Source organism: Phenylobacterium sp. (genome assembly GCF_030651755.1).
In the GTDB taxonomy this organism is placed as follows: domain Bacteria; phylum Pseudomonadota; class Alphaproteobacteria; order Caulobacterales; family Caulobacteraceae; genus Phenylobacterium.
Window position 1 is genome coordinate 1 of the sequence record NZ_JAUSBZ010000029.1, and the last position, 12,947, is coordinate 12,947.

11 protein-coding genes and 1 pseudogene are annotated in these 12,947 nt (G+C 66.6%); 8 read left to right on the forward strand and 4 right to left on the reverse strand.

Going from position 1 to position 12,947, the window contains the following annotated elements:
* The 5 genes and pseudogenes from Q7V15_RS02365 to pheT all read left to right on the forward strand — a co-directional run.
* Positions 1-288: pseudogene (locus Q7V15_RS02365) on the forward strand (MFS transporter); the annotation flags it as partial.
* A gap of 146 nt (positions 289-434) precedes the next feature.
* Entirely contained in the window at positions 435-635 is a 201-nt protein-coding gene (rpmI, locus tag Q7V15_RS02370; protein ID WP_293321436.1) for a 50S ribosomal protein L35, read from the forward strand.
* Positions 636-652: 17 nt separating this feature from the next.
* Positions 653-1,009, forward strand: a complete 357-nt coding sequence (rplT, locus tag Q7V15_RS02375) for a 50S ribosomal protein L20 (protein WP_304753530.1) — start codon at positions 653-655, stop codon at positions 1,007-1,009.
* 123 nt (positions 1,010-1,132) lie between these two features.
* Positions 1,133-2,242 (forward strand): phenylalanine--tRNA ligase subunit alpha, encoded by a 1,110-nt coding sequence (pheS, locus tag Q7V15_RS02380; RefSeq protein ID WP_304753532.1) that lies wholly within the window; start codon positions 1,133-1,135, stop codon positions 2,240-2,242.
* 112 nt (positions 2,243-2,354) lie between these two features.
* Positions 2,355-4,784 carry a phenylalanine--tRNA ligase subunit beta gene (gene pheT / locus Q7V15_RS02385; protein WP_304753534.1) on the forward strand — a complete coding sequence of 810 codons (2,430 nt, stop codon included), beginning with the start codon at positions 2,355-2,357 and terminating at the stop codon, positions 4,782-4,784.
* A gap of 37 nt (positions 4,785-4,821) precedes the next feature.
* On the opposite strand, the gene Q7V15_RS02390 is transcribed toward pheT, so the two are convergent.
* Both Q7V15_RS02390 and Q7V15_RS02395 read right to left on the reverse strand, forming a co-directional pair.
* Positions 4,822-5,448 carry a DUF1134 domain-containing protein gene (locus tag Q7V15_RS02390; protein WP_304753537.1) on the reverse strand — a complete coding sequence of 209 codons (627 nt, stop codon included), beginning with the start codon at positions 5,446-5,448 and terminating at the stop codon, positions 4,822-4,824.
* Positions 5,449-5,579: 131 nt separating this feature from the next.
* On the reverse strand, positions 5,580-7,088 hold the full coding sequence (locus tag Q7V15_RS02395; protein WP_304753539.1) for a PAS domain-containing methyl-accepting chemotaxis protein: 1,509 nt from the start codon (positions 7,086-7,088) through the stop codon (positions 5,580-5,582).
* A gap of 337 nt (positions 7,089-7,425) precedes the next feature.
* On the opposite strand from Q7V15_RS02395, the gene Q7V15_RS02400 reads away from it, so the two are divergent.
* A complete protein-coding gene (locus Q7V15_RS02400; RefSeq protein WP_304753541.1) occupies positions 7,426-8,670 on the forward strand; it encodes a hypothetical protein in 1,245 nt (414 codons plus the stop codon).
* A 21-nt stretch (positions 8,671-8,691) separates the two neighbouring features.
* Here the strand turns inward: Q7V15_RS02400 and Q7V15_RS02405 are convergent, their stop codons facing one another.
* Positions 8,692-9,141 carry a host attachment protein gene (locus Q7V15_RS02405; RefSeq protein ID WP_304753543.1) on the reverse strand — a complete coding sequence of 150 codons (450 nt, stop codon included), beginning with the start codon at positions 9,139-9,141 and terminating at the stop codon, positions 8,692-8,694.
* A 187-nt stretch (positions 9,142-9,328) separates the two neighbouring features.
* Between Q7V15_RS02405 and Q7V15_RS02410 the strand changes: the two genes are divergently transcribed.
* Positions 9,329-10,174 (forward strand): universal stress protein, encoded by an 846-nt coding sequence (locus tag Q7V15_RS02410; RefSeq protein ID WP_304753544.1) that lies wholly within the window; start codon positions 9,329-9,331, stop codon positions 10,172-10,174.
* 44 nt (positions 10,175-10,218) lie between these two features.
* Here the strand turns inward: Q7V15_RS02410 and Q7V15_RS02415 are convergent, their stop codons facing one another.
* Entirely contained in the window at positions 10,219-10,818 is a 600-nt protein-coding gene (locus Q7V15_RS02415; protein WP_304753545.1) for a response regulator transcription factor, read from the reverse strand.
* A gap of 257 nt (positions 10,819-11,075) precedes the next feature.
* On the opposite strand from Q7V15_RS02415, the gene Q7V15_RS02420 reads away from it, so the two are divergent.
* Positions 11,076-12,947, forward strand: a 1,872-nt coding sequence (locus tag Q7V15_RS02420; protein WP_304753547.1) for a PAS domain-containing hybrid sensor histidine kinase/response regulator, incomplete at its 3' end; no start/stop codon positions are given.

Below are 12,947 nucleotides of genomic sequence, written 5' to 3' on the forward strand. Positions count from 1 at the left end.
CCGATGGCGGTCCTGGGCCTGGCCATCGTGGTCTTTGGCCAGTCTCTCACCTTCCCCAACCTGGTGGCGCTGATCTCCATGGCCACTCCGTCCGAACGTCAGGGCGAGGTGCTGGGGCTGAACATGTCCAACAGCGCCCTGGCCCGCATCGGGGGCCCGGTCCTGGCCGGCCAGCTCTTCTCGCTGGTGGCGCCCGGCGCGCCCTTCGCCCTGACGGCGATCCTGATCCTGCCGGCCATCTGGCTCTGCCTGCAGATCATGGCCAGGGTCGCCGATCGCCGGGCCTGACCAGCGTCGCCCAAGGGGGTGCGGACTTGCCTTTTGTCCGGGGTTGGCGTAAGCACCCGCCCCTTCGGAGCCGTCTGGCCAACAGGCATGCCAGGACGGTTCATCAATACGCCAGAGGACGGGGCGCCTGGCGCCCCGCAAGTGAAATGCCGAAACTGAAGACGAAGTCAGGCGCCAAAAAGCGCTTCAAACTGACGGCGACGGGCAAGATCAAGGCCGGCGTCGCGGGCAAGCGCCACCGGCTCATCAGCCATAACAGCAAGTACATCCGCCAGAACCGCGGCACCAAGGTCATGAGCGCGGCCGATACCCGCATCATCAAGACCTTCCTGCCCTACGGCCTGTGATCGGGAGCACATAAGATATGGCACGCGTCAAACGCGGTGTGGTCGCCCACGCCAGACACAAAAAAGTTCTCGAGCAGGCCAAGGGTTTCTATGGCCGCCGCAAGAACACCATCCGGACCGCCAAGGCCGCCGTCGACAAGGCCGGCCAATACGCCTATCGCGACCGCCGGGTGCGCAAGCGTAACTTCCGCTCGCTTTGGATCCAGCGGATCAATGCGGCGGCGCGCCTGGAAGGCATGACCTATTCGACCTTTATCTTCGGCCTCGACAAGGCCGGGATCGAGATGGATCGCAAGGTGCTCGCCGACATCGCGGGCAATGATCCGACCGGTTTCAAGGCCATCGCCGACAAGGTTCGCGCCGCGCTGGCTTAAGGATTGTGGAGGGCGTCAAAGCTCTCCTCCGATCTTACTGAAAGCCCTCCGGCGTCGCCGTCGGAGGGCTTTTTGCTGCGCGCCCTTCCCGCCGATACGACCACGCGATAGAGCACCCAGGCCATGACCGATCTGAACACCCTGAAGACCGACCTGATCGCCCAGGTGGAGGCCGCGCCCGACGCCGCCGCCCTGGAGGCGATCCGCATTTCAGCCCTCGGCAAGAGCGGCCAGATCTCCGAGCTTCTGAAATCGCTGGGCAAGATGAGCCCGGACGAGCGCCGCGAACAGGGGCCTGCGATCAACGGCCTGCGTGACGCCGTCGCCAGCCGGCTGGCGGAGCGCAAGGCCGAGATGGAGGCCGCCGAGCTTGACCGTCGCCTCGCCGCCGAAGGCGTCGACCTGTCCCTGCCCGCCCCGCCGCGGCGCCGGGGCAGCGTCCATCCCACCATGCAGGTGATGGACGAGATGGTCTCGATCTTCGCCGAGATGGGCTTCTCAGTGGCCGAAGGGCCGGACATCGAGACCGACTTCAACAACTTCACCGCCCTGAACTTCCCGCCCAAGCACCCGGCGCGGGAGATGCACGACACCTTCTTCATGGCCGCCGACGAGGCCGGTGAGCGCAAGGTGCTGCGCACCCACACCAGCCCCGTGCAGGTGCGGGTGATGCGCCAGATCAATGAAAAGGTCCCGGCCTGGGTCGCCACCGGCCAGGAGCCGCCGATCCGCGTGGTGGTCCCCGGCCGCACCTACCGCTGTGACTCCGACGCGACCCACACGCCCATGTTCCACCAGATGGAGGGGCTGGTGATCGACAAGGCCGTCCATATGGGCCACCTGAAATGGACCCTGGAGACCTTCATCTCGCGGTTCTTCGAGACAGGCGGCGTGGTCAGCCGCTTCCGGCCGCACCACTTCCCCTTCACCGAGCCCTCGGCGGAGATGGACGTCCAGTGCGACCGCTCCGGCGGCGACATCAAGATCGGCCAGGGGACCGACTGGCTGGAGGTGGTGGGCTGCGGGATGGTGCATCCCAATGTGCTGCGCAACTGCGGCCTGGACCCTGAGATCTGGCAGGGCTTCGCCTTCGGCTTCGGCGTCGACCGGCTGGGCATGCTGAAGTACGGCATGCCGGACCTGCGCGACATGTTCGCCGGCGACGCGCGCTGGCTGGCCCACTACGGCTTTTCGCCCTTCGCCATGCCCAACCCCGCCACGGGTTTGAGCTGACCTCCGTTCGAAGCGCCCTTCTTGAGGGGCGCCCCCGGCGCAAGCGCGAGGTCCGCCTCGCGGCTTGGCCAGCCCCCCTCGCAGGAGGGGATGGATCTGACGAGCTGAAACGATGAAGTTCACCCTGTCCTGGCTCAAGGAACACCTGGAGACCCAGGCCACCGCCGATCAGGTGGTCGAGGCCATGACCATGGCCGGCCTGGAGGTCGAGCATGTGGAGAATCCGGCGGCCAAGCTGGCGGCCTTCTCCGTGGCCAAGATCGTAGAGGCGGTGCAGCACCCCAACGCCGACCGCCTGCGGGTCTGCCAGGTGGACACCAAGGACGGCCGCAAGGAGATCGTCTGCGGCGCCCCCAATGCACGGGTCGGCCTGACCACCATCTATGCGCCGCTCGGCGCCTATGTGCCGGGCTCGGGCATCACGCTGGAGGCGCGCCCGGTGCGCGGGGTGGTCTCCAACGGCATGCTCTGCTCGGCCTCCGAGCTCGAGGCCGCCGAGGAGTCCGACGGGATCATGGAGCTGCCGGGCGATCTCGCCGTCGGGACCTCGGCCGCCGAGGCGCTGGGCCTGGAAGCGGTCATCGATTTCGAGGTGACCCCAAACCGCCCCGACTGGCTGGGCGTCGCAGGCATCGCCCGGGACCTCGCCGCCGCCGGGCTCGGCACACTGAAGGACACCGCGGTCGATCCGGTGAAGGGCGCCTTTCCCTGTCCGGTCTCCGTCCGGCTGGACAGCCCTGAGGCCTGCCCGATATTCGCCGGGCGGCTGATCAGGGGCGTGAAGAACGGCCCCTCGCCGGCCTGGCTGCAGCAGAAACTGATCTCCATCGGCCTGCGCCCGATCAACACCCTGGTGGATATCACCAATCTGATCTCCTACGACCGGGCCCGGCCCCTGCACGTCTATGACCGGGCCAAGCTGGTGGGCGAGGTGATCGTCGCCCGCCTGGGCGCCGGCCGCGATGCGAGCGCCCCGACCCACACTGAAGCGCCGACGCCGGCCCCGCATCGGGACGAGCAGCTGATCGCCCTGGACGGCAAGACCTATGACCTGACCTCGGAAATGTGCGTGATCGCCGACGCTGGCGGCGAGCGCCCGGTGGGCCTGGGTGGCGTCATGGGCGGCGAGAGCACCGGCTGTTCGGAGGACACCACCGAGGTCTTCCTGGAAAGCGCCTGGTTCGATCCGATCCGCACCGCCCAGACCGGCCGCACCACCGGCATCACCTCGGACGCCCAGTACCGCTTCGCCCGCGGCGTCGATCCGGGCTTCGTGGTCGACGGGCTGGAGCTGGCCACCCGGCTGATCCTGGATCTGTGCGGCGGCGAGGCCTCTGAGGTGGTGGTCGCAGGCGAGGCGCCCGCCGCGCCGGGTCCGATCGGCTTCGACCGGGCTTATGTGCGCCAGCTCACCGGCCTGACTCTCAGCGACGACCGCATCGACCAGATCCTGAAGGACCTGGGCTTTTCCGTGGACGGCGCACAGGTCACCCCGCCCAGCTGGCGCCGCGATGTCGAGGGCCGGGCGGATCTGGTGGAGGAAGTGGCGCGGATCGAGGGCTATGGCGCCCTGCCCGTCGAGCCCCTGCCCGACATGCCCAGGCCCGCCGGCGGCGTGCTGAGCGTGCGCCAGGGCAGGATGCGCACCGCCCGTCGGGCCATGGCGGCCATGGGCTATGCCGAGACGGTCAGCTGGAGCTTCCTGCCGCGCAGCGCCGCGCGGCTGTTCGGCGGCGGCGATGACGCCCTGATGATCGCCAACCCGATCTCGTCCGACCTGGACTGCATGCGGCCCTCGGTTCTGCCCAATCTGATCGAGGCGGCCGGGCGAAACGCCCGCAAGGGCTTCGCCGATGTCGCCCTGTTCGAGATCGGCCCGATCTATCGCGGCGACCAGCCGGCCGACCAGTCGTCGGTGGTGGCGGGTCTGATCGCCCCCCACGCGCCGCGGCGCTGGGATGGCGGCGGCGATGATCCGCTGTTCGCGCTCAAGGCCGACCTGATGGCCCTGCTGGAGGAGCTGGGGGCGCCGGCCCTGCAGACCGCTCAGGGCTCATCCTCGCCCTGGTGGCATCCAGGCCGCTCGGCCCGTCTGCAGCTTGGCCCCAAGACCATCGTGGCTGAGTTTGGCGCGCTGCATCCGCAGGTCCTGAAGACCCTGGACGTGGCCGGACCGATGCTGGCTTTCGAGCTCAATATCGACGCCCTACCCGAGGGCAAGCGCAAGGCGGTGAAGACCAAGGCCGCCCTGTCGCTCTCGCCGCACATGCCGCTCAGCCGCGACTTCGCCTTTGTGGTCGATGAGGCCGTCGCCGCGGGCGACCTGATCCGGGCGGTGGCCGGCGCCGACAAGGCCCTGATCGCCCAGGCCCGCGTGTTCGACGTCTATCGCGGGGCCAATCTGGGCGAGGGCGTGAAGTCCCTGGCCGTGGAAATCCTGGTCCAGCCGCAGGGCCACACCCTGGCCGAGGCCGAGATCGAGCAGTTGTCGGCCAAGGTGGTGGCCGCCGCAGCCAAGGTGGGCGCCAAGCTGCGGAGCTAGGAAATACGGGCGCGGCGATGGCCGCGCCCGGGCCCCTCTAGAACGGGAAGAAGTTACGCTGGCGGCTATAGGCGAGGTAGCCGATATTGGCGCCCAGCCGTAGGCCGGCGCCGGCGCGGATCGGCGCCAGGATGATGTCGTTGGCCCGCTGGTAGTTCACGCCCATGCCGCCGACCAGATAGGCGGTGCCCTCGACTCCGGGGAAGCGCTGGAAGATCGCGTCGGGATAATGCAGGTTGTAGCAGAGGGTGAAAACCCGGCTGGCGTTGCCGCCGAAATCCCAGCCCACAGACGGCCCCTGCCAGAAGACTTCCTGGGTGGGCCGGTTCTTCATATAGAGCAGACCGCGTCCATAGCGTGCGCCGATGGCGATGGCGGCGGAGCCTTCTTCGCCGGCGATATAGCCCGTGGGCCGGCCATTCTCGGCGAAGATGCGCTCAATCGCCCCGCCGGCGGCTTCGGCGGTGACGCCTAGGAAGTCGGAAACGTCGCGGACGATTTCATCACGCGAGTAGGTGGCGGCCTGCTGGGCTTCAATGGGGTAGTTGGGGTCCTGTTCTGGCGGCAAGGCGCCTTGCGTCGCGGGTTGGGCGGTGGCGCAGGCGCCAAGACTGGCCGAGCCGGCGGCCGCCAAGCCTCCAACGATCAGCTTGCGACGGTCCATATGTCAGTCTCCTCGTGACGGTGGTGAGCGTCCCGTTTCACGAAGGCATGAATGAGGCCGCTTGGCTTAACACTCGATTAAGCATGATCGGACCGACCCCCATCAGGTCGCCGTCGCGGCCCCGGCCGACCCTAGAACTCCTCCCAGGTGTCGTCCTGAGCCTGCGGCGCCAGCTTCAGGGCGGCAGAACCCCGGGTCTGAGGCCGCTGGGCGCCGCCCTGGGGGCGCAAGGCGGGGGGGCGAACCTGAGGCGCGCGGGCCGGAGCAGCGCGGGATGAGACACCATCCACCGAGAACCGGCCGATCAGACGGGTCAACTCGCCGGCGTCCTGAGCCAGGGCCTGGCTCGCGGCGGTGGATTCTTCGACCATGGCCGCGTTCTGCTGGGTCATCTGGTCCATCTGGTTGACCGCGGTGTTGACCTCCTGCAGGCCGGTGGCCTGCTCCTGGGCGCTGGCGGCGATTTCGTTCACCAGACCGGTGATCCGGCCCACCTGGGTGACGATCCGCTGCAGCGCTTCACCGGTCTTGCCCACCAGGCCAACGCCTTGGGTGACCTGCTCGCTTGAGGTGCTGATCAGAGCCTTGATTTCCTTGGCGGCCTCGGCTGAGCGTTGGGCCAGGGCCCGAACCTCGGAGGCGACCACAGCGAAGCCACGGCCGGCGTCTCCGGCCCGGGCGGCCTCGACGCCTGCGTTGAGCGCCAGGAGGTTGGTCTGGAAGGCGATCTCGTCAATCACCCCGATGATCTGGCTGATCTGGGATGAGGATTGTTCGATCTGTCCCATGGCCGCCACGGCCTCACCGACCACCTGGCCGGACGCCTCTGCGTCAGTGCGCGCGGCGCCCACCACGTCGCGGGCCTCCTTGGCGCCTTCAGCGGTCCGTTTCACCGTGGCGGTGAGTTCATCAAGAGCCGCAGCGGTCTCCTCGAGGCTTGCGGCCTGCTGTTCTGTGCGCCGCGAGAGGTCATCGGCCGCCTGGGCGATCTCGGCGGTGGCGCCGTCAATGCTGCTGGTCGCCCCGATGATGGCGCCCATGGCGTCCGCCAGACTTGTGATGGCGGCGTTGAAGTCAGTCTGGAGGCGGGCGTATTCGCTGGGAAAGTCGCCGTCGATGCGCGCCATCAGGTCGCCGCGGGCCACGGCCGACAGCCCGGCGCCGATGGCGGCCATGGCCTGCTCCTGGCGAGCCTGGCCCGCCTGCTGCTCCTGCAAGCGGCGCTTCCGGTCCATTTCGATCTCGGTGACGTCGGTGGCGAACTTCACCACCTTCACGGGCTTCCCGTCGGCGTCGAGGATCGGGTTGTAGGTCGCCTGAATCCAAATTTCCCGGCCGCCCTTCCCCAGGCGGAGATACTTGCTGGACAGGAATTCACCACGGTTCAGGGTGGCCCAGAATTCTTTGTACTCTGGGCTGGCCGCCTCATCGGCAGGCACGAACAGACGGTGATGCCGACCGACGATCTCTTCGGCCGAGTACCCGAGGGCATTCAAGAAGTTCTCGTTCGCCTCTAGAATCGTACCGTTCAGATCAAATTCAATGACGGCTTGAGAACGGTGGAATGCCGCAATCATACCCTCCGCTTCGGCGAGGCGTTTTTCTTCGAACGACCTCTTGGCTCGGCTGCTCTTAAACATGTCCTGAGGCACCGCGCTGGCTGGCTCGTCAGAATGTCTGAGCCGTTTGATGATAACGTAGGTATCCGTAAATCTCCTTAACAAAATCCTTATCTACGCTTAATGCTCTAGGTTGAACGACAAGTTATACATAACTTTAGGTCGAATTTGTCGCGCTATAATGGGTAGTGATCCTGCAAACCTGGCCATGTGGCTAGTGTTTAGAGGCCAATATTGTACTCACTACGGTCATGCGGCTCGATCTACTTAGAGCGGCGACGGCCTGACGCCCCGCGCCGCGCTAACGGCCCCTTCACCCCGTTCTGCGAGGCTGGTCGGGTTAGAAGGAGTGGCGTTGGTGTCGGCCCTGGCTTGTCTGCGCGTGGTGGTCCGGTCTGATCAGACCGAGTATTCTGATGAGGCGCTTGGCCACCTGGTCGCCAAGTTCACCGCAGCCTTCCTGGAAGTGCGTTGGTCCTGGCCGAGGAAATTCTCCCTCATAAACCCCTACGCCTTTCTGCTGAACGATCCGCGAGCGGCCGAACTGGACACCGCCGAACTGGGTCGGCTTTCGGCGGAGTTGCACGATCATCTGTTTGGCGTCGCCGAGGCTGGCGGGTCTGACGTGACCGTACTCCTGTACGAAGGCGAAGACTCGGCCATGGCCCAGTTCGCCGACCTGGACGAAGCTCAGCTCTTACAGGCGATGACGGACCCTGCCGCCGCGCCCCCCGGAGGGCGGCTCAGTCAGATCACCCCGGATGGCCGTCGCCTCCAACTGCCCCCGGTCGAGACCGAGACCACCGACGCCGCAGTGGGCCAGACCGGTGCTGGCGCCGCGAGAGGGATGGACAGGCTTCCCAATGTGGAAGCTGTTCAGGGGGTCTATTACAGCGCCCGCGAGATCTTCGTCGCTGACGTGGTCGCCAGCACGCCAGCCGAGTCCCGCGCGCATTACAGCCTTGTGGACGGGGATGACCACCTGCCGGCCGATCCGGCCGCCTTCGACGCCGACTGCGTCATCGCAGCCTTCCGATTTCTGGCCGAGAGCCGTTCAAACACGCCCCTCTACCTGCCGATTTCGTTTTCAACGATCCTTCGCCCTTCCCGGCGGGCGGCCTATGCGGCGGTTCTGTCCATCCTGCCCGCCTCGGAGCGACGCCGACTGGCCGCAGCCGTCTATGACGTGCCCCGGGCGCCGTCCTTCCATGCCCTGCGTCAACTGCATGAGGTGCTCGACGCGACCTTCAGCGCCATCGATCTGCGCACCCATGACCCGGCCTTCGAGATCGATCAGCTCCACGCCGAGGCGGTCAGCAGCGTCACCCTGGTGCTGCCCCAGGCCGAGCCGGAGCGCAGGCTTCTGGTGCTCAAACGATTCATCAGCAAGATGGAAGCCTACAAGCGTCGACGTATCTGGCCCGGCGTGACCAATGTCCGGACACGGCGGGAGCTGGAGACCGCCCTGGAGGCGAAGATGCCCTTTGTCACGGGGCCGGGCGTCTGCCGTCCCCAGAACGAGGCGCTTGGGGGCCGGGCCTGGCGCACCGATCAACTGCCCGTCATGCCCCTCGTCGAGACCCGCCGCCCCCTGCCCGCCTAACGTCCGCCTCGGGGAGCCGCCTCAACCCTTGGCGCGCACCTTTCGCAAGCGGGTGCGGATGTCCTCGGCGCTTTCGCGCACACATTCGTGAGGATCAGAACCCTCAAGGCGGGCGTGAGCGGCCTTGGGCAGCGCCTGACGGAGAACACCAAGCGCCCGGGGCGGGGCCATGATGACGAGACTCTGGAAGGCGTCCCGGCGCAGGGGTTCGGCCAGGCTATCGGCGACCCGCTCCAGGAACCGGTCTTCAGCCTCCTGGTGCGGCGCCCGCTCGCCGGCGCCGTGCTGTCCATAACCCGCCCGATCGTGAACGGTCGCGCCATGGTTGGCGCCCCTGGGATAGTCGCCGCCGACCCGCCCCATATGCAGCGACTCCAGCTCACGCACATCGCTGGCCCGGAGACGCTCTTCAAAAATCCGCGCCTGATCGCCATCCGCGACCAGTATCCAGGTAGTTCCTGTCACGTCCATGAGACGACCTCCATCAAAGCCTCACAGGTCGTCCAAAAGAGGCCGGGACGCGCTGACCCAGATCAAACGGCCAGCCTCACTGGTGCGAAACAACCTAAGGGTTATCCCTGAGTGGGCTGGCGACACATAAGGCCCTATCCTGATCGCTGCTGGGCCGCTCAAGGCCCAAGACGTCCAGGAAGCCGCCATGTCAGAGATCGCCCCAACGCCCGCCGCCGCCATGGGTGGCATCCTCGTCCATGCTGAGCCCGGAGACGCCTCACGTCATCGCGTCGCCGTCGCCGCCGCCCTGGCCCGCGAAATGGGAGCCCGACTGATCGGGCTCGGCGCCGAGATGGTTCAGCCGCTGGTGGCCAGCCCCTATGGCGGGGTCAACTCAGCCGAATGGGTGGTGGCGATGACCAAGCAGATCGATGACGACCTGGTCGCCGCCCGTGAAACCTTCATCCGCGACTCCGCCGGCGTGGACAGTGAGTGGCGCGCCATGCGTGAGATGCCCGCCCGGGCCCTGGCCGCCGTGGCTCGCGCCTGCGATCTGGTGGTGGTGAGCGCCCACCCGCAGACAAACTATTACCGCGCCGCCGACCCTGCCGAAGTGGTCATGCGCAGCGGTCGTCCTGTGCTGGTCGTCCCTGACCAGGCGCAACCCCTGAAGGGCCAGGCCATAGTGGTGGCCTGGAAGGAAACCCGCGAAGCGCGGCGGGCGCTGCAGGACGCCATGCCCTTCCTCCAACGGGCCGAAAAGGTGGTCGTCGTGGCGGTCTGCGGCCAGGACGAGGCCGGGGCGGTCCAGCGTCAGGTCGACGACGTGGTGGCCTATCTCGCCCGACGCGGGGTGAGCGCCCAGGGCAAGGTCAGCATCGCGCCGGACTCCGGCGTGGTCGGCGAGTTGAACAACACCGCTAACTCTGTGGGCGCCGACCTGATTGTCGCCGGCGCCTATGGTCAGAGCCGGCTGCGCGAGTGGGTGTTTGGGGGCGTGACCCGCACCCTGATGGACGAGCCCGCCCACCACCTGCTGCTCAGCCACTAGGGGATTTAAGGCCAGGAAAGGCGCCCAGGGCCACGGCCCTGGGCTCAGCCTTCAGAGCCAAGCGAGACGTCCTGGGCCAGGCGGCTGACCGCCTCTGTGCGGTTACGGGCGCCAGCCGCGCTCAGTACGGCCTGCACATGCAGCTTTACGGTGGCGATTGAAATGCCGAGCGTCTTGGCGATCTCCTTGTTCGTACGCCCCTGACGCATCTCTTCCAGGACCTCCTTCTGACGCTTGGAGAGGCGATCTATGGGTCCCGCATTGTGCAGCCCCTCCGATGCGTCGATCTCCTCAAAGCAGGGGAAGTACTCTCCGCCCGCCAGAACGAGTTTGATGGCCGCAACCATCAGCGGCCCGTTGTCGGTCTTGGGCAGCAATCCTGAGAACCCGTGGGCGTGAGCGCGCCGCGCCAGGGCGAAGTCGCGCTCCGGCGCCATGAGGATGCGCCTCTGAACGCTCGCCAGGCGGGGGTCTGAGAGAACCTCAGCCATTTCGGACGGAGAGTTGGCGTCGACGATAATCAGTTGGAACTGGGCAGGCATCTCCAGGTCATCAAGGGATGAGGCCTCCCGAACCGCGCCTTCGCCCAGTTCAGCCGTCAGAAATCCGGCTAGCCCCATGCGGCAGACCGGGTGCCGGCTCACAATAACAACTATAGCGTCATTCACGTTAGCCACTCGCCCCGCACTCGCCAAAACGCGCAATCCTCGACACTCCTTACTTTGAGTAGGGAGAACATTGATCCACGTCACCTGGCCGACCGGCCATGACCACTCGGCGCGGTTTCATCCAACTGGGCGAGCAGGTCAGGTTGGGCGACTCGAACACTGGCCATGTGGTGGGATTTATCCGTTGCCCGAACTGGGAAAGGCTCGATCTTCAGGGAGATCGAGAACCACCCATGATCCAAGCGGAGGAACAACGCGTTCCGGTCGTCGAGGAACGCCCATCCCCCGGCGACTCCGATGTCCTGGTGACCGATTTTCTGCAGACCGAATTCACCTTCATGGTGCTCGACTTCGATCCCGCCCTGAAGTTCATCGGCGGGGCCTGCGCCCTGCCGGACGGCGCGGCCGGCTCGGCCCCCTGCCGCGCCGGCGCCAGCCTTCGAAACCTGTTCAGCGCAAGTGACCTGGAGCGGCTGTCACCCCTCGTCTCGGCGGCCTTGGAGGGGCGGTCAGGCGCCCTGCGGATGACCCTCGGCCTTGGGGACCAGCATCGGGCGTTGAAACTGGCGGTCTTGCCTCGCTGCCAAGGTGATGGGGCCGGCCCGGCCGGAGTCGTTCTGACCATTGAGGACGTGACCCCTCGGGTCGAGGGCCTGGCGAAACTGAAGGCTCTTGAGGATCGCCTTCGCGCCATTCTCAGCCACGCCGCCGATGCGGTGATCGTCATCGACACCGAAGGGCGGATCGAACTGGCCAACGCCGCGGCCGAGCGGCTGACCGGATGGAGCGCTGAGGAGCTGGTGGGCGGCCCCATCACCGCTCTGATGGACGAGCCCTTTCGCAGCAGCCACCAGGGCCAGATCGAGCGCTACCTTGAGCATGGAACCAGCGGCATTCTCAATGTTGGCCCGCGCCCCTTCCCCCTGTTGCGACGGGACGGTCAGACCTTGCCCATAGAGCTCTCGGTCGGCGAGGCCTTTATCGCTGGCGAACGCAAGTTCATCGGAGTCTGCCGCGACATCCGCCAGCGGCTGGAAAAGGATGAGGCCCTGCGGGCGGCCAACGCCGAATTGCGGAACAAGATTGGCGAACTGCAGACCCTCAGCCAAGGGCTTGAGACCCAGAAACACGCCCTGGAGCGTCTGGCCGCCGATAACGCCACCGCCAGGGCTGAGGCCGAACGGGCCAATCAGGCGAAGTCTCGTTTCCTGGCCACCATGAGCCATGAACTACGGACCCCGTTGAATGGGATACTGGCGGTGTCCGAAGCCCTGGCGCGGCGCGATCTGGCGCCGGCGGACAAGGCGCTGGTGGATATTATCGGCTCGTCGGGCCAGGGGCTTCTGTCGATCCTGAATGAAATACTCGATCTGTCTCGGGTCGAATCCGGCCAGATGCAGATAGAACCTCAGGCCTTTTCCCCGCGAGAGGCGGTCCAGGCGGTCGCGGAGGTCTGGCGGTTCGCGGCCGAGGCCAAGGGCCTTCAGCTGCAGGTGCAAACCCGGGGCCTGGCCCCGTGGCGACTCGGAGACCCGCAGCGGCTGCGCCAGGTCCTGTCCAACCTGATCAACAACGCCATCAAGTTCACCGATCGCGGCGTGATTACTCTGAAGGCGCGGCCCGTGGGGCGCACAGGGGGACTCCGTTTCGAGGTCATCGACAGCGGGCCAGGGGTTGACCCCGCCGATCGCGAGCGGCTTTTCCAGCCCTTCGTCCAGGCCGATTCCGAGCGCACGCGCCGGCACGGCGGGGCGGGTCTGGGACTGGCGATCTGCAAAGAGCTGGTCGGTCTGATGGGCGGGCGGATCTGGGTGGAGCCGGCCCCGGGCGGCGGCGCCTGCTTCGTGATTGAGATGCCGCTGCCCCTGGCGCCTGAGGCGCTCGACCCTGCTGAACACAAAGCCCCAGCCGAGCCCAAGGCCAAGGCTGAAACCTTCGACCCCCACATTCTGGTGGCCGAGGACCACCCCCTGAACCGCCTGGTGGCTTCGATCATTCTTGAGGAGGCGGGCCTTCGCTTCGACTTTGTCGAGGATGGGGCCGCGGCCGTCGAGGCGGTGACCCGCGGCGGCTATGATCTGGTGCTGATGGACGTCAACATGCCG

Coding starts and splice junctions, on each gene's coding strand:
- rpmI (WP_293321436.1), top strand. CDS start 435: ATGCCGAAACTGAAGACGAAGTCAGGCGCCAAAAAGCGCTTCAAACTG.
- rplT (WP_304753530.1), top strand. CDS start 653: ATGGCACGCGTCAAACGCGGTGTGGTCGCCCACGCCAGACACAAAAAA.
- pheS (WP_304753532.1), top strand. CDS start 1,133: ATGACCGATCTGAACACCCTGAAGACCGACCTGATCGCCCAGGTGGAG.
- pheT (WP_304753534.1), top strand. CDS start 2,355: ATGAAGTTCACCCTGTCCTGGCTCAAGGAACACCTGGAGACCCAGGCC.
- Q7V15_RS02390 (WP_304753537.1), bottom strand. CDS start 5,448: ATGGACCGTCGCAAGCTGATCGTTGGAGGCTTGGCGGCCGCCGGCTCG.
- Q7V15_RS02395 (WP_304753539.1), bottom strand. CDS start 7,088: ATGTTTAAGAGCAGCCGAGCCAAGAGGTCGTTCGAAGAAAAACGCCTC.
- Q7V15_RS02405 (WP_304753543.1), bottom strand. CDS start 9,141: ATGGACGTGACAGGAACTACCTGGATACTGGTCGCGGATGGCGATCAG.
- Q7V15_RS02410 (WP_304753544.1), top strand. CDS start 9,329: ATGTCAGAGATCGCCCCAACGCCCGCCGCCGCCATGGGTGGCATCCTC.